This is a genomic window from Mycolicibacterium iranicum, from assembly GCF_014190915.1.
Lineage (GTDB): Bacteria > Actinomycetota > Actinomycetes > Mycobacteriales > Mycobacteriaceae > Mycobacterium > Mycobacterium iranicum_B.
In genome coordinates this window covers 20,437-43,144 of the sequence record NZ_JACHVU010000007.1, presented here as the reverse complement: position 1 = coordinate 43,144, position 22,708 = coordinate 20,437, and the positions used below count along the sequence as shown (strand labels likewise).

The 22,708-nt window shown below is 68.5% G+C and carries 21 protein-coding genes; 13 read left to right on the top strand and 8 right to left on the bottom strand.

The window, feature by feature from the left end:
* Positions 1-187: 187 nt before the first annotated feature.
* The 5 genes from FHR72_RS16060 to FHR72_RS16040 all read left to right on the top strand — a co-directional run bounded on the left by FHR72_RS16060 (position 188) and on the right by FHR72_RS16040 (position 8,528).
* Positions 188-667 (top strand): single-stranded DNA-binding protein, encoded by a 480-nt coding sequence (locus FHR72_RS16060; protein WP_183469774.1) that lies wholly within the window; start codon positions 188-190, stop codon positions 665-667.
* A gap of 111 nt (positions 668-778) precedes the next feature.
* Positions 779-2,452, top strand: coding sequence for an energy-dependent translational throttle protein EttA (gene ettA, locus FHR72_RS16055; protein WP_183469773.1), 1,674 nt, complete (start codon positions 779-781; stop codon positions 2,450-2,452).
* Positions 2,453-2,569: 117 nt separating this feature from the next.
* A complete protein-coding gene (locus tag FHR72_RS16050; RefSeq protein ID WP_183469771.1) occupies positions 2,570-7,438 on the top strand; it encodes an NAD-glutamate dehydrogenase in 4,869 nt (1,622 codons plus the stop codon).
* 50 nt (positions 7,439-7,488) lie between these two features.
* On the top strand, positions 7,489-7,851 hold the full coding sequence (locus tag FHR72_RS16045; protein ID WP_221193742.1) for an acyl-CoA thioesterase: 363 nt from the start codon (positions 7,489-7,491) through the stop codon (positions 7,849-7,851).
* On the top strand, positions 7,848-8,528 hold the full coding sequence (locus FHR72_RS16040; RefSeq protein ID WP_183469766.1) for a DUF8010 domain-containing protein: 681 nt from the start codon (positions 7,848-7,850) through the stop codon (positions 8,526-8,528). The genes FHR72_RS16045 and FHR72_RS16040 overlap by 4 nt, the downstream gene beginning before the upstream one ends.
* Positions 8,529-8,546: 18 nt before the next feature.
* On the opposite strand, the gene FHR72_RS16035 is transcribed toward FHR72_RS16040, so the two are convergent.
* The 3 genes from FHR72_RS16035 to FHR72_RS16025 form a co-directional block, all read right to left on the bottom strand.
* On the bottom strand, positions 8,547-8,957 hold the full coding sequence (locus tag FHR72_RS16035) for a globin (RefSeq protein WP_221193701.1): 411 nt from the start codon (positions 8,955-8,957) through the stop codon (positions 8,547-8,549).
* Between the two features lie 53 nt (positions 8,958-9,010).
* On the bottom strand, positions 9,011-11,608 hold the full coding sequence (locus FHR72_RS16030; RefSeq protein WP_183469762.1) for a helix-turn-helix transcriptional regulator: 2,598 nt from the start codon (positions 11,606-11,608) through the stop codon (positions 9,011-9,013).
* Between the two features lie 65 nt (positions 11,609-11,673).
* On the bottom strand, positions 11,674-12,840 hold the full coding sequence (locus FHR72_RS16025) for a catalase family protein (RefSeq protein WP_183469760.1): 1,167 nt from the start codon (positions 12,838-12,840) through the stop codon (positions 11,674-11,676).
* Between the two features lie 205 nt (positions 12,841-13,045).
* Between FHR72_RS16025 and FHR72_RS16020 the strand changes: the two genes are divergently transcribed.
* Genes FHR72_RS16020 through FHR72_RS16010 form a run of 3 tightly spaced genes read left to right on the top strand, consistent with a single transcriptional unit; the run spans position 13,046 to position 14,433 of the window.
* A complete protein-coding gene (locus FHR72_RS16020; RefSeq protein ID WP_183469758.1) occupies positions 13,046-13,711 on the top strand; it encodes an HNH endonuclease in 666 nt (221 codons plus the stop codon).
* Between the two features lie 25 nt (positions 13,712-13,736).
* A complete protein-coding gene (gene ctaJ, locus FHR72_RS16015; RefSeq protein ID WP_311736162.1) occupies positions 13,737-13,970 on the top strand; it encodes an aa3-type cytochrome oxidase subunit CtaJ in 234 nt (77 codons plus the stop codon).
* Positions 13,957-14,433, top strand: a complete 477-nt coding sequence (locus tag FHR72_RS16010; protein WP_183469756.1) for a DUF5130 domain-containing protein — start codon at positions 13,957-13,959, stop codon at positions 14,431-14,433. Before ctaJ ends, FHR72_RS16010 begins: the two co-directional genes overlap by 14 nt.
* A gap of 19 nt (positions 14,434-14,452) precedes the next feature.
* Here FHR72_RS16010 and FHR72_RS16005 read toward each other — a convergent pair whose 3' ends face one another.
* Positions 14,453-14,845, bottom strand: a complete 393-nt coding sequence (locus FHR72_RS16005) for an HNH endonuclease (RefSeq protein WP_183470212.1) — start codon at positions 14,843-14,845, stop codon at positions 14,453-14,455.
* Positions 14,846-14,966: 121 nt separating this feature from the next.
* Complete coding sequence (pepN, locus tag FHR72_RS16000) at positions 14,967-17,552, bottom strand: aminopeptidase N (RefSeq protein ID WP_183469754.1); 2,586 nt, start codon at positions 17,550-17,552, stop codon at positions 14,967-14,969.
* A gap of 95 nt (positions 17,553-17,647) precedes the next feature.
* On the opposite strand from pepN, the gene FHR72_RS15995 reads away from it, so the two are divergent.
* Complete coding sequence (locus FHR72_RS15995) at positions 17,648-18,268, top strand: mycothiol-dependent nitroreductase Rv2466c family protein (RefSeq protein WP_183469752.1); 621 nt, start codon at positions 17,648-17,650, stop codon at positions 18,266-18,268.
* Between the two features lies 1 nt (position 18,269).
* Here FHR72_RS15995 and FHR72_RS15990 read toward each other — a convergent pair whose 3' ends face one another.
* The 3 genes from FHR72_RS15990 to FHR72_RS15980 form a co-directional block, all read right to left on the bottom strand.
* A complete protein-coding gene (locus tag FHR72_RS15990; RefSeq protein WP_183469750.1) occupies positions 18,270-18,596 on the bottom strand; it encodes a hypothetical protein in 327 nt (108 codons plus the stop codon).
* An 87-nt stretch (positions 18,597-18,683) separates the two neighbouring features.
* Positions 18,684-18,986, bottom strand: a complete 303-nt coding sequence (locus tag FHR72_RS15985) for a hypothetical protein (protein ID WP_183469748.1) — start codon at positions 18,984-18,986, stop codon at positions 18,684-18,686.
* Between the two features lie 87 nt (positions 18,987-19,073).
* Positions 19,074-19,244: an NAD(P)H-dependent oxidoreductase gene (locus FHR72_RS15980; protein WP_396888462.1), complete on the bottom strand. Its 171-nt coding sequence runs from the start codon at positions 19,242-19,244 to the stop codon at positions 19,074-19,076.
* 88 nt (positions 19,245-19,332) lie between these two features.
* Between FHR72_RS15980 and FHR72_RS15975 the strand changes: the two genes are divergently transcribed.
* From FHR72_RS15975 to FHR72_RS15960, 4 genes are all read left to right on the top strand, one after another.
* Entirely contained in the window at positions 19,333-20,724 is a 1,392-nt protein-coding gene (locus FHR72_RS15975; RefSeq protein WP_183469744.1) for a purine-cytosine permease family protein, read from the top strand.
* Positions 20,721-21,164 carry a nucleoside deaminase gene (locus tag FHR72_RS15970; RefSeq protein ID WP_183469741.1) on the top strand — a complete coding sequence of 148 codons (444 nt, stop codon included), beginning with the start codon at positions 20,721-20,723 and terminating at the stop codon, positions 21,162-21,164. Before FHR72_RS15975 ends, FHR72_RS15970 begins: the two co-directional genes overlap by 4 nt.
* Positions 21,161-22,120 carry an isopenicillin N synthase family dioxygenase gene (locus FHR72_RS15965; protein WP_183469739.1) on the top strand — a complete coding sequence of 320 codons (960 nt, stop codon included), beginning with the start codon at positions 21,161-21,163 and terminating at the stop codon, positions 22,118-22,120. Before FHR72_RS15970 ends, FHR72_RS15965 begins: the two co-directional genes overlap by 4 nt.
* A gap of 111 nt (positions 22,121-22,231) precedes the next feature.
* Positions 22,232-22,705, top strand: a complete 474-nt coding sequence (locus FHR72_RS15960; RefSeq protein ID WP_183469737.1) for a ribose-5-phosphate isomerase — start codon at positions 22,232-22,234, stop codon at positions 22,703-22,705.
* Positions 22,706-22,708 lie beyond the last annotated feature (3 nt).

Genomic DNA, 22,708 nt, shown 5'->3' with positions numbered 1-22,708 from the left:
CGACTTCCCGGCCGGCCCGCACTGACATTCCTTCTCGGTCATCCCCAAACCCTCGTTCATCCCCAGGCGAATGCCGGCGCAGGCGTGCGCGCCGGTGCGATGTCGGCGGCGGAGAGCTCAATGGTGGTGTCACCACGAGCCGGGCACGTGCCCGGCCCGCAGCCGAGAATCGAGAAGGGCACATCACATGTTCGAGACACCGATCACCGTCGTCGGCACCATCGTCACCAACCCGGAGCGCCGCTGGGTCGGCGACCAGGAGCTGATCAAGTTCCGGGTGGCCAGCAATTCGCGCCGGCGTACGGCCGAGGGCGGCTGGGAGCCGGGTAATTCGCTGTACGCCACGGTGAATTGCTGGGGCCGCCTGATCACCGGAGTCGGCGCGGGTCTCGGGAAGGGGGACCCGGTCATCGTGGTGGGCAGCGTGTACACCAGTGAGTACGAGGACCGCGACGGAAACCGTCGATCGTCGCTGGAGATCCGTGCCACCTCCGTGGGGCCGGACCTGGCGCGGTGCATCACCCGCATGGAGAGCCGCAGGCATCCCGAGCCGCCGGCTCCCACCGGCGTGCCCGAGCCCGAGGCCGGAACCTCTGCCGGTGCCGACGGTCCGCAGGACGCGCAGCCGTCGCAGGCCGACGCCGAAGCGCTCGCCCTGAGCGCGTAGCGGCCAACGGCATCGATACGGCCGCGCCTAGGATGGGGCCCGACTATCGCGAGGTCCGAGATGACCCCGTAGATCGAGTACCGGGGATCGAGAAAGGCGACATCAGAGGCAATGGCCGAATTCATCTACACGATGCGGAAGGTCCGCAAGGCGCACGGCGACAAGGTCATCCTCGACGACGTCACGCTGAACTTCCTTCCGGGCGCGAAGATCGGCGTCGTCGGACCCAACGGGGCCGGTAAGTCGAGCGTCTTGCGGATCATGGCCGGTCTGGACCAGGCCAACAACGGCGATGCATTCCTGCAGCCCGGTGCGACCGTCGGCATCCTCATGCAGGAGCCCGAGCTCGACGAGACGAAGACGGTGCGTGAGAACGTCGAGGACGGCGTCGCGATCAAGGGCAAGCTCAATCGGTACAACGAGGTCGCCGAGCTGATGGCGACCGACTACACCGACGAGCTGATGGAGGAGATGGGCAAGCTCCAGGAGGAGCTCGACGCCGCCGACGCGTGGGACATCGACAGCCAGCTCGAACAGGCGATGGACGCGCTGCGCTGTCCGCCGCCCGACGAGCCCGTCACCCACCTCTCCGGCGGTGAGAAGCGCCGCGTCGCGCTGTGCAAGCTGCTGCTGTCCAAGCCGGACCTGCTGCTGCTCGACGAGCCGACCAACCACCTCGACGCCGAGAGCGTGCTGTGGCTCGAACAGCACCTCGCCGACTACAAGGGCGCCATTTTGGCGGTCACCCACGATCGCTACTTCCTCGACAACGTCGCCGAGTGGATCCTCGAGCTCGACCGCGGCCGCGCCTACCCCTACGAGGGCAACTACTCCACCTACCTGGAGAAGAAGGCCGAGCGCATCGCCGTGCAGGGGCGCAAGGACGCCAAGCTGGCGAAGCGGCTCAAGGACGAACTGGACTGGGTCCGCTCGGGTGCCAAGGCCCGCCAGGCCAAGAACAAGGCCCGCCTGCAGCGCTACGAGGAGATGGCTGCCGAGGCGGAGAAGACGCGCAAGCTCGACTTCGAGGAGATCCAGATCCCGACCGGCCCCCGGCTGGGCAACGTCGTGGTCGAGGTCGAGCACCTCGACAAGGGCTTCGAGGGGCGCCAGCTCATCAAGGATCTGTCGTTCACGCTGCCCCGCAACGGCATCGTCGGCGTCATCGGCCCCAACGGTGTCGGCAAGACCACCCTGTTCAAGACGATCGTCGGGCTCGAACAGCCCGACAGCGGCACCGTCAAGGTCGGCGAGACGGTCAAGCTGAGCTACGTGGACCAGAGTCGCGGCGGCATCGACCCCAACAAGACGGTGTGGCAGGTCGTCTCGGACGGTCTCGACTACATCGAGGTCGGTCAGAACGAGGTGCCCTCGCGGGCGTACGTGTCGGCGTTCGGGTTCAAGGGGCCCGATCAGCAGAAGCCGGCCGGCGTGCTCTCCGGCGGTGAACGCAACCGGCTCAACCTGGCACTGACCCTCAAGGAGGGCGGGAACCTGATCCTGCTCGACGAGCCGACCAACGACCTCGACGTGGAAACCCTGAGCTCGCTGGAGAACGCGCTGCAGAATTTCCCCGGCTGCGCCGTGGTCATCAGCCACGACCGCTGGTTCCTCGACCGGACCTGCACGCACATCCTCGCGTGGGAAGGCGACGTCGACAACGAGGCCAAATGGTTCTGGTTCGAGGGCAACTTCGGTGGCTACGAGGAGAACAAGATCGAACGCCTCGGCGCCGATGCAGCGCGTCCGCACAGGGTGACCCACCGCAAGCTCACTCGGGACTAGTCTCGACCTGCGGACCAGGTAACCGGCGCGAACGCGCGGAGCAAGACAACCCCTAGCCCAGGGCGCCCGGTTGCAGCCAACGACGGCCGGTGCGCGCGTGTGAGTCAGGAGCGGCGAATGTCGTTGAACCCAGGTGCCGTGAACAGCCCGGCGGTGACCGCTGAGGTCGTCGATCGGATCATTCCCGCCTACCTCGCGACGTACCGGGGTCCCCACGGCGGCGCCCCCGGTGCCGAGGCCGCCGTCACCGGCCCGCTGCGGCGGCAGGGTGGCGACGGGCTGAACACCGCGGCCCTGGTCGAGGCGCAGCTGCGCCTGGGCAGCCAGCGTTCCGCGGGGGCGACGAACGTGGCCGTGTACTCCGGCGAGGACGGATCCGGTTTCGGCCCGGCCCTTCAGGTGGTCACCGACGACGCGTCGATGCTGATGGACTCGGTCACCGTGCTGCTGCACCGCCTCGGCGTGGCCTACACGGCGATCATGAACCCGGTGTTCCGGGTGCGGCGCGGCGCCGGCGGCGAGCTGCTCGACGTCGCGGTCGCCTCCGACGCCACGTTCAGCGAAGGCATCAACGAGACCTGGGTGCATGTGCAGCTGTCCAGCTCGGTGGATCGGCGCGCCCTGGCCGAGGTGGAAGAGCTGCTGCCCCGGGTGCTGGCCGATGCCCGGCAGGTGGCGCTGGACTCGACGGATATGGCTGCGGCGCTGCGGATCCTGGCCGCCGAGCTCGACGGCGATTCCGGCCAGCGCTTTCCCAGCCCCGACCGCAAGGACGTCGCCGCCCTGCTGCGGTGGCTGGCCGACGGTCACTTCGTCCTGCTCGGTTACCAGCGCTGCCCTGTCCGCGACGGGGAGGCCACGGTCGAGACGTCGAGCCGGCTCGGGGTGCTGCGGTTGCGTCAGGACGTCCTGCCCCAGCTGACGAACAAGGACGAGCTGCTGGCTCTGGCGCAGGCCACGATTCCCAGTTTCCTGCGCTACGGGGCCTATCCGCAGATCGTCGTCGTCCGCGAGCAGGCCGCCGACGACCCGTCCTCGGCCATCGAACACCGCTTCGTCGGTCTGTTCACGGTCGCGGCGATGAACGCCAACGTCCTCGAGATCCCGCTGGTGTCACGTCGGGTCAACGATGCGCTGGCGATGGCCCACCGCGACCCCAGCCATCCCGGGCAGCTGCTGCTCGACATCATCCAGACGATCCCGCGCTCGGAGCTCTTCGCGCTGAGCGCCCGGGGCCTGCTGGACATGGCGATGGCCGTGGTCGACCTCGGCTCGCGCCGCCGGGCTCTGCTGTTCATGCGCGCCGATCCGCTGGCGCACTTCGTGTCCTGCCTGGTGTACCTGCCCCGTGACCGCTACACCACCGGGGTGCGGCTGGAGATGCAGGACATCCTGGTCCGGGAACTCGGCGGTGTCAGCATCGACTACGCCGCCCGGGTCAGCGAGTCGCCGTGGGCGGTCGTGCACTTCACGGTGCGGCTGCCGGAGGGATCGCGGCAGCGCGACGTCGACGTGTCCGAGGAGAACGAGGCACGCATCCAGGGTCTGCTCACCGAGGCGGCCCGGACCTGGGCCGACCGGCTGCTCGGCGCGGTGCGCGACGGGGGTCCGATCGACCAGGGCATCGCCGAGCACTACGCCGCCGCGTTCCCAGAGGTGTACAAGCAGGCGATCGCACCCGACCTTGCGATCGACGACATCGCGATCATCGAACAGCTGCAGGACAATTCGGTCAAGCTCGTCCTCACCGACAGCGATGACAGCGCCGATGCCGGTGTGTCGCACCTGATCTGGTATCTGGGCGGGCAGTCGGCGTCGTTGAGTCGCCTGCTTCCGATGTTGCAGTCCATGGGCGTCATCGTGTTGGAGGAGCGCCCGTTCACCGTCACGCGGTCCGACGGACTGCCGGTGTGGATCTACCAGTTCAAGGTCGTTCCCCACCACGGCATCCCCGAGGCGCCGCCCGGGCCCGAGCGGGAGGCGGCGGCGCAACGCTTCGCCGACACCGTCACCGCGATCTGGCACGGGAACGCCGAGATGGACCGGTTCAACGAACTGGTGCTGCGCGCAGGACTGACCTGGCAGCAGGTCGCGATCCTGCGGGCCTACGCCAAGTACCTGAAACAGGCCGGCTTTCCCTACAGCCAGTCCCACATCGAGACGGTGCTCAACGACAACGCCCGCACCGCGCGGTCTCTCGTCGAGCTGTTCGAGGCGCTCTTCCACCCGGCCGGCGACGTGCGGGACGGAGCCAACCAGGACGCCCAGGCCGCCGCGGCGGCGGTGGCCGCTGACATCGATGCGCTGGTCAGCCTCGACACCGACCGGGTGCTGCGGGCGTTCGCCTCGATGATCCAGGCGACGCTACGCACCAACTACTTCATCACCGGATCCGACTCGGCGCGCGCGCAGAACGTGCTGTCGTTCAAGCTGAATCCGGAGCTGATCGACGAATTGCCCCTGCCGCGGCCGAAATTCGAGATCTTCGTGTACTCACCCCGCGTCGAGGGCGTCCACCTGCGGTTCGGCTTCGTCGCTCGCGGCGGCCTGCGGTGGTCGGACCGACGCGAGGACTTCCGCACCGAAATCCTGGGGCTGGTGAAGGCCCAGGCGGTCAAGAACGCGGTCATCGTCCCGGTCGGTGCCAAGGGCGGGTTCGTGGTGAAACGGCCCCCGGCCCCGACGGGGGACGCCGCGGTCGACCGCGACGCCACCCGGGAGGAGGGCGTGGCCTGCTACCGGTTGTTCATCGCCGGCCTGCTCGACATCACCGACAACGTCGACAAGGTGACCGGCGAGGTCGTCACCCCGGGCGGCGTGGTCCGGCGCGACGGCGACGACGCCTACCTGGTGGTAGCCGCCGACAAGGGCACCGCGACGTTCTCCGACATCGCCAACGAGGTGGCCAAGTCCTACGGTTTCTGGCTGGGTGACGCGTTCGCCTCGGGTGGCTCGGTGGGTTACGACCACAAGGCGATGGGCATCACCGCCAAGGGCGCCTGGGAGTCGGTCAAGCGGCACTTCCGCGAGATGGGTGTCGACACCCAGTCCCAGGATTTCACCGTGGTCGGCGTCGGGGACATGAGCGGTGACGTGTTCGGCAACGGGATGCTGCTCTCCCAGCACATCCGTCTGCTCGCCGCCTTCGATCACCGGCACATCTTCATCGACCCGGCCCCCGACGCGGCCAGATCGTGGGAGGAACGCCGCCGGATGTTCGACCTGCCGCGCTCCAGCTGGGAGGACTACGACAAGTCCCTGATCAGCAAGGGCGGCGGGGTGTTCAGCCGCGAACAGAAGTCGATCCCGATCAGCCCGGAGGCCCGCGCGGCGCTGGGCATCGACGAGGGCGTCACCGAGATGACCCCGCCGGCGTTGATGAAGTCGATCCTCAAAGCCCCCGCGGACCTGCTGTGGAACGGCGGTATCGGCACCTACGTCAAGGCCGAGACCGAGGCCGACGCCGACGTCGGCGACCGCACCAACGACGCTGTCCGGGTCAACGGAAACCAGGTGCGCGCCAAGGTGATCGGCGAGGGCGGCAACCTGGGCGTGACCTCGCTGGGCCGTACCGAGTTCGATCTGTGCGGCGGCCGCATCAACACCGACGCGATGGACAACTCCGCCGGTGTGGACTGCTCCGATCACGAGGTCAACATCAAGATCCTGATCGACTCGCTGGTCACCGCCGGCAAGGTGAGCCCTGAGGACCGCACCGACCTGCTGCTGTCGATGACCGATGAGGTCGGCCGACTCGTGTTGTCCGACAACGAGAGTCAGAACGACCTGATGGGCACCAGTCGGGCCAACGCGGCCAGCCTGCTGTCGGTGCACGCCCGCATGATCAAGGACTTCGTCGACGAGCGCGGACTCAACCGCGAACTCGAAGCCCTGCCCTCGGAGAAGGAGATCCGCCGCCGCACCGAGGCCGGAATCGGGCTGACCTCACCGGAATTGGCCACATTGATGGCGCACGTCAAACTGGCGCTCAAAGACGACCTGCTCGCCGGTGATCTGCCCGACCAGGAGGTGTTCGCCTCCCGCCTGCCGTCGTACTTCCCGACCACGCTGCGCGAACAGTTCGGCACCGACATCCGGTCACACCAGCTCCGACGCGAGATCGTCACCACGATGCTGGTCAACGACGTCGTGGACACGGCGGGCATCTCGTATGCCTACCGTGTCACCGAAGATGTGGGTGTCGCGCCGATCGACGCGGTGCGCAGCTTCGCCGCCGCCGACGCGATCTTCGGTCTCGGCCGGGTCTGGCGGCAGATCCGGGAGGCCGGCACCAACGGGGTGCCGGTGGCCGTGACCGACCGGATGACACTGGACCTGCGTCGCCTGATCGACCGCGCGACGCGCTGGTTGCTCAATTACCGTCCGGTCCCGCTGGCCGTCGGCGCGGAGATCAACCGCTTCGCCCAGAAGGTGGCGACACTGACGCCCCTGATGGCGGACTGGCTGCGCGGGGACGACAAGGCGATCGTCGAGAAAGAGGCCGGTGAGTTCAGCGCCCAGGGGGTGCCGGAGGACGTCGCCTACATGGTGGCCACGGGTCTCTATCAGTTCAGCCTGCTCGACATCATCGACATCGCCGACATCGTCGATCGCGACCCCGCCGAGGTGGCCGACGCGTACTTCGCGCTGATGGACCACCTGGGCACCGACGGGCTGCTGACCGCGGTGTCCCGGCTGTCGCGCAACGACCGGTGGCATTCGTTGGCGCGCCTGGCTATCCGCGACGACATCTACGGCTCGCTGCGGGCACTGTGCTTCGACGTGCTCGCCGTCGGCGAGCCCGACGAGAACGGCGTCGAGAAGATCGCCGAGTGGGAGATGACGAACAGTTCCCGCATCGGACGGGCGCGCCGCACACTGACCGAGTTGTACGAGAGCGGGGAGCACGACCTGGCGACGCTGTCGGTGGCGGCCCGCCAGATCCGGAGCATGACCAGGACGAGCGGAACGGGATCCAACGGGTGACCTCTGACGGCTTCACAGCGCCGGTCCATGTGCGGTGGTCCGACATCGACATGTACCAGCACATCAACCACGCCACCATGGTGACGATCCTCGAAGAGGCCCGGATCCCGTTCCTGCTGGAACCGTTCGGCGACGAGATCACCACGATCGGGCTGCTGATCGCCGAGGTGAACATCAAGTACAAGGCCCAGCTGCGGCTGATCGACTCGCCGCTGCAGGTGACGATGTGGTCCAAGCGTGTCCGCGCGGTGGACTTCACGATCGGCTACGAGGTGCGGCCCGTCGGCGCCCCGGCGAACTCCAGGCCCGCCGTCATCGCCGACACCCAGCTGGCCGCGGTGCACATCGAAGAGCAACGGCTGCAGCGGCTTTCGGACAAGCAGCACGAATACCTGCAACGCTGGCTGCGGTGACCACCGGCGAGCGCGGGGTGTGGCTGGCCGACGCCGCACACCGGGAGGACCTGGCGACGTTCACGGAGCGTGCGCTGCGGCTGGACGAAGCGAGCGTGGTGCGCCTGCGGCAGCGTCCCGGCGGCCTGGTCGTCGCGTGGGTCGCCACGGGGTTCGACGTTCTCGCCAGCCGGGTGGTGGGGGGCCGCGTCAACCCCGCCGACCTCAGCGCCGGCGCCGACGCGCTGCTACCGGGGTTGAGGGGGATGGGTCCCGACGGGTTCGTCGAGCCCGGGTTCGCGATGGATTCGGCGTGGCGCGGCGCGCTTCCGCCGGACACGGGGTTCGTCCACCTCGACGACGTACCCGCCCGCGCCGTGCTGGATCTCGCGCAGCGGGGGATGAGCCTGGCCAAGGAGCATTCCAGCGCGCACGGCCCGCCGGCGTCGCTGCTCGATCAGGAGGTCGTGGCGGTGTCCTCGGGCCAGGACGACGTCGGCATTCCGATGCGGTGCGTGTTCGCGCTGACGGCGATGGGGTTCCTGCCCCAATCGCCGTCGCGGGACCGGTTCTCCCCGGAGTCGGTCAGCGCCGACGAGGTGGTCCGGGTGCGTGCGATGCCGACCTGGCTGCGCATCGACGCGCGATTCGGCACGGTCTACCGGCGTCGTGGCGATCCTGCGGTGGTCTTGCGCTGACGTCGCCCGCGGGGGCGCTCAGAAGGGTGAGTTCACCATCGACTGGGCCGCCATCTCCAGATAGGCGATCAGTTCCTGGCGGTGGCGGTCGTCCAGCGTGGTGGAGTCGATCTCGGCGACGGCGGTGTGCATGCAGCGCAGCCATGCGTCGCGCTCCAGGTATCCGATGCGAAACGGGGCGTGGCGCATCCGCAGGCGCGGGTGGCCCCGCTGATCGGAGTAGGTGCGCGGACCACCCCAGTACTGCTCGAGGAACATGAGCAGCCGCTCCTCGGCGCCGACGAGGTCGTCCTCAGGGTAGAGCGGGCGCAGGATCTCGTCCTCGCGCACGAGTTCGTAGAACCGCGACACGATGGCGCGGAAGGTCGCGTGACCGCCGACCGCGTCGTAGAACGACTGCTGCGTGTTCTGAGCGTCCATCGCTTCCATTGTGGTCCATCGCCGGCCCGGTCTCGTTCCAGGCCCGACGGTCGCACCGCCGACTAGCTCTTCTTCCTGATCAGCCTGGCGAGCTCGTCGCGGTCGGCCACGTCGAGCTTGAAGCAGGCGCGGTACACGTGGCCCTCCACGGTGCGCACGGACAGGGTGAGCTGTTCGGCGACCTCCCTGTTGGACAGCCCGGCGGCGACCAGCTCGGCGATCTCGCGCTCACGCGGAGTCAACGGCAACGGCCGGGCCGCGATCTTGATCGCCGGTGTGGTCGCGCCGCCGCACCGTTCGGCCAGCCGCAACGCGTTCGCACCCGATTCGTTGGTCCGGCGGCGATCGCCGGCGGCATCGTGCAGCGCGGCGGCCTGAGCGGCGGCATCGGCGGCCGCCAGCAGCAGGCCGGCGCGTTCGAGATCAGCGCCGACACTGTCGAGCGCGGCGGCGTCGTGGGCGGCGAACGCGGCGGCGTGACGGGCCAGCAGACCTACGACGGGGCCGTGCACGATGTCGGCCAGCTCGCCCAGACGCGCCGCCGTGGTCCGATCGCCGAACCGCGTGGCGTGATGGAGCGCCTCGGCTTCGAGGGCGTACTGGCCGGATCGGTGGGCGTTGTCGGCGGCGGCCCTGGCGAGTTCGACCGCGCGGCGTTCCATACCTTTGGCCGCGGCGTACCAGGACCGGGAGATGAGTCGCTGCGGCTCGTGGATCGCCATCGACGGCCCCGAGTGCTCCGCGGCGTCGGTGAGCACACGTTCGGCTTCCCCGGTGCGGCCCAACGCCGCATAGGCGCGGGCCAGCAGCAAGCGGCCGGGCAACTGCCAGGGGAGCGAATTCTCGGCGTTGAGCGCCGCCAGGGCCTGTTCGATCGACTGGATGGACTCGGCGAAGTCGCCGCGGGCGGTCGCAACGACGCCCGCCATGATCTTGGCGATGGCCCAGGCCAGGAATTGGCCCACCGAGGAGAAGTTCGCGTAGTCGGCCGCGCGCTGATCGGCCAGGTCGAGCTGTCCGGTGTGCGTCAGCGCGAGCACGTCGCAGTAGCGCACCATCACCCGGATCATCCCGTCGGTGGAGCTGAGCTCGGCACGGCACCGCGCGGCGATCGGCTCGAATTCGTCGCCCCGGCCTGCGACCGGCATCGCCATCCCTGCGGCGAATGCGGCGAATTCCACGGCCTGGTTCGGTGCCCGCGCATCGTCGAGGATCGCCAGCGCCTGCGCGATGCCGTCGTCGATCTTGCTCTCGTGCACGGCCATCGCGGCGGCCGCGGCGTCGACGAACAGGGTCAGCGACGGATGTCCGGTGCGCGCCCGCACCAAGGCCAGCGCGTCGCGGGCGCGCTCGACGTCACCGAGCGACCAGAAGAGCCGGGATGCGCGCGGCACGCCCCACTGGACCAACTGCAGCTCGTCGAGGTCGTCGGGATCGAAGCGGGCGAGCACCGCCTCGGACTCCGCGGGTTTGCCCTGCCACAGCAGTGCCCGCGACAGCAGCTCGCCTGCCTGCAGGGTTCCGCTGCGCTCGAAGGCCGCGCGGGCGAGGCGCTCACCGAGCGGCAGGTTCGACAGGTACACCGCGTCCTTGGCCGCGGTGATCAGCAGGGTCTCGTCGACGGTCTGGTCACTGTCGATCGACAACTGAGCCATCCGGATTCGGCTCGCGGCGGAATCCATCTCCTGGCGGCGCAGGACCTCCACGATCCGGCCCTTGAGGCGACGTGCGGCGGCGCGCCCGACCCGGCTGCGCACGACGTCCCCCACGAGCGGGTGGCTGAACCGCGCATTCAGGGTGTCGCCGTGGGACACACACCGGATCAGGCCGCGGGTTTCCGCGTCGTCGACAGCGCTCTCCCCGGCCAGTTCGGTCAGCGCGTCGATGTCGAGGGGCTCGCACAGCGCGAGGAGCTTGAGGGCGTTGATGACGTCCTCACCGGCCTGGTCCAGGCGGGTGTCGAGCAGTTCGGCCAGACCGGCCGGGACCGCCGTCGGCCCGCGCAGCTGCCACACGTCGCCGACCCGGTTCAGGGTGCCGGCGTCGATCGACCCCTCCACGAGATGGCGCAGGAACAGCGGGTTGCCCCCCGAGGACTCCCACATCAGGTCGGCGGAGAGGCCCTCCAGCCGCCCGCCGATGACGGATTCGACCAGTGCGACGCTCTGGTCCTTGGAGAAGGGCTGCAGCTCGATGCGGCGGAGATAACCGTCCTTCCACAGCGAGGTCACCGCGTCGGGCACGGGTTCGCCGGAGCGGACCGTGGCCAGGATGCGCCCGGTCTGATCGACGGCAATCTGGTGCAGCAGCGTGGCGGACAGCTCGTCGAGCAAATGGGCGTCGTCCACCCCGACGACGTTGTCGGCGCCCTGCGCGACAAGGGATTCGCGGGCGGTGGCCAGCAGCGCCGTCGCGTCGCGCGACCCGGTGGAACCCACCAGGTGCGAGAACACGCCGAGCGGGATGTTGCGTGACGATTCGGTCGAGGCGACCCAGTGCACCTCGGAGCGCAGAGACTCGGTCACCGCGCGTGCCAGCGTGGTCTTTCCGACGCCCGCGGCTCCGACCAGCACCACGCCGCACGACTCGGAACCGGTCAGTGCAGATCGGACCGCGCCGAACTCCGTGGGGCGATCGAGTATTTGCCAAACCCCCGCCATGCCGTGAATCCTAGATCGGCGGGCCGGCCGATTCTCGCCAATGCGCAGTGTGGTCGTTCATCGATTCATCCCAGGTCAGGATCGGTGAACCGGGACAGGTCGGCCGGCTCGGTGTATTCGACGCGGTTGAGGTCGTGTCGGAATTTGCTCGATGCCGCGTAGACGCGCAGCTTGAGCCGGTTGATCGAGCCGAGCGGTACGTGTTCAGCAATCCCACGCCACGAGTTGAAGGTCAGCTCGTCGTCGCCGAATCTCCGGAGCTGTTCGCTGTGTGCGGTTTGCCTGGGGTAGCGGATGGTCGCGACCGGCACGTACGGCGACAGTTCCTGCGACCACGGCTTCGTCGCGTCCTCGATCGGCATCTCGTCGGTGTCGGTGCACAGCTGGGCGCCGACCTCGTACTCGGCATCGTTGCGGGAGAAGAACTCTCGGACGGCAGCCGAGGCCGCGTCGTATCCCGGGGGCGTGATCGCCGTGTTCTGCAGCGCCGCGACCTCCGTCGAGGCGGGCCGGACGCTGATCTTGGCGATGTACTTGCCGAAGCGCACCGGGGCCGCGGTGTAGAACGTCTGGCCCAGTGGGTGATGGTTCGGCTCGGCGAACACCCGTAGCTTGTCGGGGAACGGTCGGCCCGAGCGATCCACGACTGCGCGGGCGCCGCGCAGCAGGCCGTTGAGCGCGATCATCCCGGCGTCGGGCAGACGGGCGAGGATCTTGGCGGTCCGCATACCGCTCGAGGCGTAGTCGGCGGCGTCGGCGAACAGGAACTCCGGCTCGGTGACGAACACGAAGTCCTGGTTCGCGTCCCCGGCGAAGTCCGGGTGCGCCCGGTCCTCGGAACCCACGCCGAGGATCTTCAGCCCGAGGCCCCGAACGCCGCGCACCCGGTCCGACCGGATCGCTCCCGAGGTGCTCGAGATGCGCGCGATCACCGGGTAGGTCCGTCCCGGTTCGGCGAACATCCCCTGACGGTGGGTCTGCGGGATGTCCGAGCGCACGGTCAGCTCGCCATGCAGGATGCCGCAGCTCTTGGCGTGCGCGTCGCGGATCGCGTGAGGCCGGCCCCGCCGCAGGATCGCGGCTCGAAGCCGGCTCTTGCGGTACTGGAACTCGTTGTTCGTCCGCAGGTCCTCGATCATCCGGTCGATCAGCGCGTCCTCGCCGGCCGGCCACCTCGCATGCGAGTCGTCGAACTCCAGGTAAGTGCCCGGCGGTGTCGTCCCCATGGGCATCAGTGTGGTGTCCCGCTGCGGGACCGGCGTGAGTAACCGACTACCTGTTTTTCGCTGTTCGACGGCGCAGTCGGGGCGCGCCTGCAGGCAGCGGGACGGGCGGGGGGCATCGGTCACGCGATGTTCACCGGGCCGACCTGCGAACACGACCGGAATTGCCGTGCGATCTGGAGTGATCCGTGGTGGACTGTCGGTCGGAGGACGTATGGCGCAGCGTAAGAATGGACGCGGCCACCGGAATCACCGGGCCGCGGCGGGCTCATCCGGGTCTACAGCCACGACTGCCTCGCGCGCGCTGCACAGCGTGGTCCCCGCCGTCGACACCCAGCCCGCGCTGGTGCCGGAACCCTCGATCTGGGGACGCCGCCGCGTGCTGCTGCTGAACTCAACCTATGAACCCCTGACCGCCCTGCCGTTGCGCCGTGCGGTCGTGATGCTGATGTGCGGGAAGGCCGACGTCGTCCACGACGATCCGGTCGGGCCCGTGATCCACTCGGCGTCGCGCTCGATAGTCGTCCCCACGGTGATCCGGTTGCGGACCTATGTACGGGTGCCGTACCGGGCACGCATCCCGATGACGCGGGCGGCGCTGATGCACCGCGACAGGTTCCGGTGCGCCTACTGCGGCACCAAGGCGGACACCGTCGACCACGTCATCCCGCGCAGCCGCGGCGGCGACCACTCGTGGGAGAACTGCGTGGCGGCGTGTTCGGCCTGCAACCACCGCAAGGCCGACAAACTGCTCAGCGAACTGGGGTGGTCGCTGCACACCACCCCGTTGCCGCCGAAGGGTCAGCACTGGCGACTGCTGTCGAGCGTCAAGGAACTCGACCCGGCCTGGGTCAGATACCTGGGTGAGGGCGCGGCCTGAACAGACCGTGGGATACGGTTTGCGCGTGAACACAACAGCTCTTGTGCACGCAAGCTTCCTGGTGGTTCCGCTGGTCCTGGCAGGAATCCTGGCACTGTTCATCTTCACGAAGAAGGGTCCGCATCCCGCGACGTTCGACATGTCGGAGAAGTGGACGCACGAGCCCGTCCTGTGGGCGGCTGACGAACCGGCGGACCACGGCCACGGCGGCCACGGCTCGCACCTGACCATCGGAGGTGGCGCAAGTGGCAAGTGGTGAACTGACCAGAGCGGGTGCGCTGGAGCTCGCCGAGCTGCCCTACGGCTCGGTCATCACCGCCAGCGGGCGCGTCTCGGGGGTCACCGAGCCCGGTGAGCTGTCGGTGCACTACCCGTTCCCGACGCGGGAGCTCGTGGTCCTCGACAACGCGCTGAAGTACGGCTCGCGGGCTGCCAAGGCCCGGTTCGCCGTCTACATCGGCGATCTCGGTGTCGATACCGCGGCCACGGCCCGCGAGATTCTGGCCAAGGTGCCCACGCCCGGAAATGCAGTGCTGCTGGCCGTGTCGCCGGATCAGCGCGCGATCGAGGTCGTCTACGGCTCGGAGGTCAAGGGCCGCGGCATCGAGGAGGCAGCCCCGCTGGGGGTGTCCGCCGCCGCCGCGTCGTTCCGCGAAGGCAACCTGATCGACGGCCTGATCAGCGGTATCCGCGTGCTCTCGGCGGGCGTCTCGCCCCGCTAGCCCCGCCGCGAACGTGCATTCACGGTAGTGGCCGGACGTCGGTCGCCACCGAGAGTGCACGTTCGGCGTGGGCGGCCATGAGCTCGGCACGAATCCGCACGTAGCGTTCCAGGAACAGCCGCTCGTCGAGCCGTTTACGTCGCAGCCAGCCGGTCACCTCGTCGTTGCACTTGCTGGCGTTGCAGGCCGCGCAGGCGGGGACCACGTTGTCGACCGTGTACCGGCCGCCGCGCGAGATGGCCATCACGCAGTCCCGCTGCATCGTCCCGGTGGTCGTGCCGCAGTAGGCGCACCCATTCCAGGCAGCCTTGATCGACGCCCACTGCGTGTCGGTCAGATCGTTGACGACGGCTGCGACGCGCCGCTTCCGTCGCCGCGCCGCCCGCGCTCTGCGACTGTTGTTCACCGCCACGGCGTGAGCATAGGTGCGCGCGGGCGCGACGAGCGCGCGTGAACTGCCGGCCGCGAGCGGCGTGTCGCGTGCGGACACGCGCGCTCGCGGTGCCGGGGTGGGGGTGTGCGGGGCTTGGGGTCTAGCTGACGTCGAACTGGCGCGCCCGCAGCGAGCGCTCCACGCCTGCTCGGCCTTCGAGCACCAGCCGGCGCAGCGCCGGTGGCACCTCGGGATCCGACAGGAAGGTGTCCGCCGCGTCGAGGGCGTCCTGGCTGATCTCCCACGAGGGGTAGAGGCCGACGACGACCGTCTGGGCGACCTCGCTGGACCGCCGCTGCCAGACCGAGGAGATGGTGCCGAAGTAGCGGTCCCGGAACGGCGCCAGCACATCGCCCTGACCGGGCTGCACGAACCCGCCGATGATGGCGCGCGCGGTGATGTTGGCGAGCGTGTCGTCCTCGACGACCTGTTCCCACGCGGTGTTCTTCACCGCCGACTGCGGCCGGGCCGCCGCCGCAGCGGCGGCGTGACGCCGGCCTGCCGCGGTCCGGTCGTTGTCGGCCTCGGCATCGATGAACGGCGTGTCGGTGTCGTCGGCGTCGATCACACCGGCGCGTGCCAGCGCGGTCACGACCCGCCAGCGGAGATCGGTGTCGATGACCAGACCTTCGAGGTTGACCGACGCGGGCTCGTTGTCCAGCAGCGTCGACAGGACGGCGATGTGGTTCGGCGACAGCACCGACGAGCACAGCGCGTTGACGAAGGCCAGCTGGTGATCCGAACCCGGCGCCGATTCGCGGGCCAGGTCCAGCAGTGCGTCGCCGAAGGCCGGCCACCCGTTCTCGGCGGCCCAGGCGGGGTCGGCGTAGGAGCCGAGGGCAGTCTGGGCCTGCAGCAGCAGCCGCTGCGCCACGCCCACCTCCGTCTCGGCGTGCAGCCCGCTGATCACCAGCGCGACGAAATCGCGAGCCCGTAGTTCGGCGTCGCGGGTCATCTCCCAGGCCGCCGACCACGCCAGCGTGCGCGGGAGTGGCTCGGCGATGTCGGCGATGCGGGTCAGCACGGTCTGCAGCGAATCGTGATCGAGCCGCAGCGAGCAGTACGTCAGGTCGTCGTCGTTGACCAGGATCAGCTTGCCGCGCGGAACACCCTGCAGCGCAGCCACTTCGGTCGTCGAACCGTCGACGTCGAGTTCCTCGCGGTGGACACGCACCAGCTTGCCGGATCCGTCGTCGTCATAGACGCCGACTGCCAGCCGGTGCACGCGGGTCTCGCCCTCGCCCGGCTTGGCGCCGCCCTGCGCGATGGCGAAGCGGGTGAACGCGCCGTCGCCGTTGACGTCGAATTCGGGCCGCAGCGTGTTGAGGCCGGTGGTCTTGAGCCACTGCCTGCCCCATCCCGACAGGTCGCGGCCCGAGGACTTCTCCAACGCCCCGAGCAGGTCGCCGAACGTCGCATTGCCGAACGCGTGGTCGCGGAAGTAGTCGCGCAGCCCTGCGAGGAAAGCCTCCAGGCCGACGTAGGCCACGAGCTGCTTGAGCACGCTTGCGCCCTTGGCGTAGGTGATGCCGTCGAAGTTGACCTCGACGGCGTGCAGGTCCGGGATGTCGGCGGCGACCGGATGGGTCGACGGCAGCTGGTCCTGGCGGTAGGCCCAGGACTTCTCGACATTGGCGAAGGTCGTCCAGGCCTGGGTGTACTCGGTCGCCTCGGCCTGGCAGAGCACCGACGCGAAGGTGGCGAAGGACTCGTTGAGCCACAGGTCATCCCACCACTGCATGGTGACCAGGTCGCCGAACCACATGTGCGCCATCTCGTGCAGCACGGTCTCGGCGCGTCGCTCGTAGGAGTAGCGGGTCACCTTGGACCGGAACACGTAGTCCTCGAGGAACGTGACCGCCCCGGCGTTCTCCATCGCTCCGGCGTTGAATTCCGGGACGAACAGCTGGTCGTACTTGCCGAACGCGTACGGGATCCCGAAGTTGTTGTGGTAGAAGCCGAATCCCTGCTTCGTCTCGGTGAAGAGCCGGTCCGAATCCATGTGGTCGGCCAGCGACTTGCGGCAGAAGATGCCCAGCGGGATGTCGCCGTGGTCGTCGGAGTACACGTCGTCCCACCGGGCGTAGGGCCCGGCGATGAGCGCCACCAGATAGGTGCTCATCCGCGGGGTGGCCTTGAAGGTGTGGTGCTTGGCGGACCCGTCCCAGGTCACGTCGGCGGTGGCGCCGTTGGAGATCACCTCCCAGTGCGCGGGCGCGGTGACGGTGACGTCGAAGGCGGCTTTCAGGTCGGGCTGGTCGAAACACGCGAACATCCGCTTGGCGTCGGCGGTTTCGAACTGCGAATAGAGGTAGACCTCGTCGTCGACCGGGTCGACGAAGCGGTGCAGGCCCTCACCGGTGTTCGAGTACGAGCAGTCGGCGTCGACGACCACGACGTTGTGCTCGGCCAGGCCCCGCAGCGGGATCCCGGACGATTCGTCGTAGCCCGTCACGTCGATCTCGGCACCGTTGAGCGTCGCGCTGCGGACTGCGTCGGCAGCGAGGTCGATGTAGGTGTCGGCGCCGGCGAGGGCGTCGAATTCGACGGTCGTCACCGACCGGAAGGTGCGTTCGCTCGGCTTGCCGTCCCCGTCGGTCAGGTCGAGTTCGATGCGGTAGCTGTCGACGGTCACCAGGGCGGCGCGCTCGGCGGCCTGGTCGCGGGTCAGGTTAGGAAGTGCCACGCTCGTCAACACTAGCCGTGAACGGGAACACAGGCTGGCGGTGCATGGTTGTGCTGAACGGAAGTCCGTCCGAAACGCTTCGAGAGGATCTGCAGATGTCAGACAAGGATGTCGCCGGTTTCTGGTTCGACCCGCTGTGCCCGTGGTGCTGGATCACGTCACGATGGATCCTCGAGGTCGAGAAGGTGCGCGACATCGACGTCGATTTCCGGGTCATGAGCCTGGCTGTGCTCAACGAGGGTCGTGACCTGCCCGAGGAGTACAAGGAGATGATGAAGACGGCTTGGGGCCCGGTCCGGGTCGCCATCGCCGCCGAGCAGCTCAAGGGCCGCGAGGTCCTGCGCCCCCTCTACACCGCGATGGGCACGCGGATCCACAACCAGGGGTACCGGGAATCCGACCCTTACTTCGAGAGGGTCATCAGGGAGTCGCTCGAAGAGGTCGGCCTGCCCGCAGAACTGGCCGAGGCCGCGACCTCGGATAAGTACGACGACGCACTGCGCGAAAGCCACCACGCCGGCATGGATGCCGTGGGAGACGACGTCGGCACCCCCACGATCCACGTCAACGGCGTCGCGTTCTTCGGCCCGGTGCTCTCCCGCATCCCGCGCGGCGAGGAGGCCGGCAAGCTGTGGGACGCCTCGGTGACGTTCGCGTCCTATCCGCACTTCTGGGAACTCAAGCGGTCCCGTACCGAGAGCCCGGAATTCGACTGATTCACCGGGCGTCGCCCCACACCCGGTGGGACCGCGCCGTGTCCAGCCGGTGGTCGCGCACGATCTCGCCGCGGCTGTTCGCATTGCCCACCACCACACCGACGAGGTCCTGGCGCAGATATCGCGTGAGTTCCTGGAACTGGGCGAGGTGTAACAGAAGAGACGGTCGAAGACCGTCTTCAGCCGCGCCGGCATGCCGTAGAAGTACAGCGGCATCGCGTACACGAATCGCATCGGCGGTCAGCATGTGGTCCATCAGCAGCGTCTCGTATGCGTCGTCGAGTGCGCAGCGGCTGTCCGAGCGTCGGCACCGGCGGCCCCACGGCATGTTCCTCGTCGAGGCCGCAGAGCATCAGCTCTGCTGACACCCACAACGCAAAGAAGCCCCACCTTCTCGGAGGTGGGCGCTCTGCTGTCAGTAGGTCGGGCAGGCCGTCCGGAACAGGGCCGCAAACTGCTCGGGATGAGCATTCATCTCGTCGATCCGGTCAGGGTCGGTGGGGAGTTCGACGCTGACTTGATGGTCACCCTGCCGGGGGTCGGCACAGGTGAACTCGAACTGGCTCGGGGAGATCCTGTCGTCCCAGTGATGCGTAGGCGTAAGCAGCAATACAGGGGTAAGGATCGTGGTCGAAGCCATAACCGCCGACATGACAAACTTCCGACCCTTCGGCAGCGCGACGAACCAGCTTGCGAAGGAGTCCCCCATTTTCCCCATAGATCTGAGGGTAGTTGGCTTGGGAGCCGGTACTGCGATGCCGTTGATCTTCAGCTTGGAGTCACACCTCGTCGTTGCGGGTGATCTTCAGGTTGTTCGCAGTTGCGGAGCATCTCTGTCGACGTAGTCGTCGAGGAACAGGTGCTCGACCTCCGAGCCCGCCGAGCCCGCCTTGCGCGCTCCGTCACCCGCGGCGAGCGCCAATGTGTGGGAGTTCCCGTCATCGCGGGGGCTGGCGCTCAAGATCAGGACCTTCATCCTCGCGTGCAACCACCGTCGAGCCCGGAATGTTTCCATCACGTTGACTCGGGTTGCGGCGCGCCATGTTCGGGGCGATGTTGTACCGGTGATTGTGTCCGAACCGACCACCGACGGGACCTACCGCGACCGCGTCGTCGCGGTGGAGCCCGGCGGCAACGAGTACATCGCCGACGCCGACCGCCACGGCAGGCCGAGTCAATTGTTCTGGACCTGGACGTCGCCGAACCTCGAGTTCGCGACGATCTTCGTGGGCATGCTCTCGGTGCTGGCGTTCGGCATGACGTTCTGGCAGGCCGTCGCCGGTATCGTCCTCGGCACCGGCCTCGGCGCGATGGCACACTATTTCCTGTCCGCTCGCGGACCTCTGCACGGCGTCCCGCAGATGGTGTTGGCGCGCCTGCCTTTCGGCTTCAAGGGCAACGCACTGCCGTCGGTATTGATGGCGGTCACCGCCGGCGTCGGCTGGTTCGCCACCAACAGTGTCAGCGGCGCGTTCGCCCTGTCGACCCTATTCGGGTTCGGCCCGCTGGTCGGTCTGGTGATCATCGTGCTCCTGCAGACGGCGCTGGCGTTCTTCGGGCACAACCTGATCCAGGCGTTCGAGCGGTACTCGTTCCCGGTGCTGGCGGTCGTCTTCATCGCGGCGTCGGTGGTGGTCTTCGCCCACGCGGACATCGGAAACGCCACACCCGCGGCCGACGGTGTGGGCGGACTGGGCGGCTTCCTGCTCACCGTCGGCACGTCGTTCGGTTACGCGGCCGGGTGGGCGCCGTACGCGGCCGACTTCACCCGGTACCTGCCCGCGACGGTGTCGACCCGGCGCACCGGATTCTTCGCCGCGGCAGGACTGTTCACGGCGTGTGCGGTCCTTGAGGTGGTCGGTGCGGCGTCGGTCACGACGGGGGAGGCGTCGCTGGCGGACCCGACCGGATCGTTCACCGCGGAGCTGGCCTCGCCGCTGGCCGCCGCGACCCTGCTGGCCATCGCGGTCGGGGCCATCGCCGCCAACGCCATCAATGTGTACTCCGGGGCGATGGCGTTCGTGACGATCGGCATCACCCTGCCCCAGCACACCGCGCGCGCCGTGGTGACCGCGTTCTTCGGCGTGGCCGGGTTCCTGGTCGCGTGGTGGGCGCTGGCCGACGCGGCGCACAGCTACAAAGCGTTCCTCCTGATCATCGCGTACTGGGTGGGCCCCTGGCTCGGCGTCTTCTTCGCCGATCAGTATCTGCGCCGGGGGCAACAGGTTTCGCATCTGCTCTACGACCGGTCGTATACGAACTGGGGTGGGTTCGCGGCATTCGTCCTCGGTCTGGTCGTTTCGGTCGTGCTGTTCGCCAACCAGGAGAAGTTCGTCGGGGTCGTCGCCGCTGCGCTGCCACAGCTGGGCGACATCGCGTTCTTCGTGGGTTTCCTGCTCTCGGGAGCCGCATACTTGATCCTGTGCCGATCCAAGATCACCGCCGAGATGAGATGACCACACCGCAGCAGATGCTCGACGTCGCGGTCGACGAAGCCCGAAAAGGGCTGTCAGAGGGCGGAATACCGATCGGAGCGGCTCTGTTCGGCGCGGACGGGACCCTGCTGGGCAGCGGCCACAACCGCCGAGTGCAGCTCGACGACCCGTCCATCCATGCCGAGACCGACGCGTTCCGCAATGCGGGCCGCCAGCGCGGATACCGCTCGACGACGATGGTCACGACCCTCTCGCCGTGCTGGTACTGCAGCGGGCTGGTGCGCCAGTTCAACATCGGGGCGGTCGTCATCGGGGAGAGCCGGACCTTCAGCGGCGGCCACGACTGGCTCGCCGAGCACGGTGTCGAGATCACCATCCTCGATGACGAACGCTGCGTGACCCTGATGCGTGACTTCATCGACGCACAACCCGACCTGTGGGCGGAGGACATCGGAGAATGAGTGTGATTGCAAGCGTCGACCTTTCGCGCTGGCGCGCGGGCGGCGCGGACGCCGACCGCGTTGCCGCGCAGGTCGATGCCGGCCTGCAGCAGGCGGGATTCATCATGGTGCGGGGTCACGGCGTCGACCCCGCGCTGGCCCGGGACGTGCGCGCCGCGGCGCGCGAGTTCTTCGCGCTGCCGGATGCGGTGAAGTCGAGGTATTCGGTCGGCGTCGGCGGGCACGGATGGATCGGCCCCGGCGCGGAGGCCAACGCGTACGCCGAAGGGACCGAGACGCCACCGGATCTCAAGGAGAGCTTCAGCCTGGGTGCGGAGACCGCGACCGGCGACCCCGAGATCGACCGGATCTGGTTCGCGCCCAACGTATGGCCGGCCGAGGTGCCCGCGCTGCAGGGGCTCGTGGACAGGTACACCGAGCAGATGCGCCGCGTCGCCGACGACCTGCTGGCACTGTTCTCCCACGCGCTGACGTTGCCGGTGAACCCGTTCGCCGAACTGGCCAGCACGCCCACCTGGACGATGAACATCAACCACTATCCGCCCGTGAGCGTGGTCGGCGACCCCGAGCCGGGCCAGTTCCGCATCGGTCCGCACACCGACTTCGGCACGGTGACGATCCTGGACCGCGAACCGGGAGCGGGCGGGCTTCAGGTGTACTCCGAGGCCGCCGGGTGGGAGGACGCCCCCTACGATGCGGGCGCCCTGACGGTGAACATCGGTGACCTGCTGGAGTATTGGAGCGGACGGCGCTGGCCCTCGGGGCGGCACCGCGTGCTGCCACCCCAGGCCGACGCGCCCGAGGAGGATCTGGTCTCGCTGATCTACTTCTACGAGGCCAACCACGATGCGCTCGTCACGCCGTTGGACCCGCCGATCGGCAAGGTCGCCGGGCTGGACGCGGTCACGTCGGCGGACTTCATCAAGGAACGACTCGACGCGATCACCGTCGGCTGAGCCGACAGTCGGGCTGGGGTCGGCGGAGCCGACAGTCCTGCCGGGGTCGGCTGAGCCGACAGCCCGGCTGGGTCGGCTGAGCGGTTCGCGCAGGGCGCTAGGGTAGGCGCCATGCGCGTCTACCTCGGAGCCGACCACGCCGGATTTGAGCTCAAGCAGGCCATCCTCGAGCACCTCACCGCGGCAGGCCACGAGCCCGTCGACTGCGGCGCGTTCGCCTACGACGCCGAGGACGACTACCCGGCGTTCTGCATCGCGGCCGCGGAGAAGACGGTCGCCGATCCCGGTTCCCTCGGCATCGTGCTGGGCGGCTCGGGGAACGGCGAGCAGATCGCGGCGAACAAAGTCCCGGGCGCGCGGTGCGCACTGGCCTGGAGCACCGAGACCGCCACTCTGGCCCGCGAGCACAACAACGCGCAGCTGATCGGAATCGGCGGCCGCATGCACTCCACCGAGGAGGCGCTGGCGATCGTGGACGCGTTCCTGGCCGCGCAGTGGTCCGAGGCGCCGCGTCACCAGCGCCGCATCGACATCCTCGCCGAGTACGAAAAGACGCACGAGGCGCCGTCCGTTCCCGGCGCGTGAGCG

Excerpts from the sequence above, each read along its gene's own strand:
- FHR72_RS16060 (WP_183469774.1), top strand. The coding sequence starts at position 188 with ATGTTCGAGACACCGATCACCGTCGTCGGCACCATCGTCACCAACCCG.
- ettA (WP_183469773.1), top strand. The coding sequence starts at position 779 with ATGGCCGAATTCATCTACACGATGCGGAAGGTCCGCAAGGCGCACGGC.
- FHR72_RS16050 (WP_183469771.1), top strand. The coding sequence starts at position 2,570 with ATGTCGTTGAACCCAGGTGCCGTGAACAGCCCGGCGGTGACCGCTGAG.
- FHR72_RS16045 (WP_221193742.1), top strand. The coding sequence starts at position 7,489 with ATGTACCAGCACATCAACCACGCCACCATGGTGACGATCCTCGAAGAG.
- FHR72_RS16035 (WP_221193701.1), bottom strand. The coding sequence starts at position 8,957 with ATGGAAGCGATGGACGCTCAGAACACGCAGCAGTCGTTCTACGACGCG.
- FHR72_RS16030 (WP_183469762.1), bottom strand. The coding sequence starts at position 11,608 with ATGGCGGGGGTTTGGCAAATACTCGATCGCCCCACGGAGTTCGGCGCG.
- FHR72_RS16025 (WP_183469760.1), bottom strand. The coding sequence starts at position 12,840 with ATGCCCATGGGGACGACACCGCCGGGCACTTACCTGGAGTTCGACGAC.
- FHR72_RS16020 (WP_183469758.1), top strand. The coding sequence starts at position 13,046 with ATGGCGCAGCGTAAGAATGGACGCGGCCACCGGAATCACCGGGCCGCG.
- FHR72_RS15995 (WP_183469752.1), top strand. The coding sequence starts at position 17,648 with ATGTCAGACAAGGATGTCGCCGGTTTCTGGTTCGACCCGCTGTGCCCG.
- FHR72_RS15990 (WP_183469750.1), bottom strand. The coding sequence starts at position 18,596 with ATGCCGTGGGGCCGCCGGTGCCGACGCTCGGACAGCCGCTGCGCACTC.
- FHR72_RS15985 (WP_183469748.1), bottom strand. The coding sequence starts at position 18,986 with ATGGGGAAAATGGGGGACTCCTTCGCAAGCTGGTTCGTCGCGCTGCCG.
- FHR72_RS15980 (WP_396888462.1), bottom strand. The coding sequence starts at position 19,244 with ATGAAGGTCCTGATCTTGAGCGCCAGCCCCCGCGATGACGGGAACTCC.
- FHR72_RS15970 (WP_183469741.1), top strand. The coding sequence starts at position 20,721 with ATGACCACACCGCAGCAGATGCTCGACGTCGCGGTCGACGAAGCCCGA.
- FHR72_RS15965 (WP_183469739.1), top strand. The coding sequence starts at position 21,161 with ATGAGTGTGATTGCAAGCGTCGACCTTTCGCGCTGGCGCGCGGGCGGC.
- FHR72_RS15960 (WP_183469737.1), top strand. The coding sequence starts at position 22,232 with ATGCGCGTCTACCTCGGAGCCGACCACGCCGGATTTGAGCTCAAGCAG.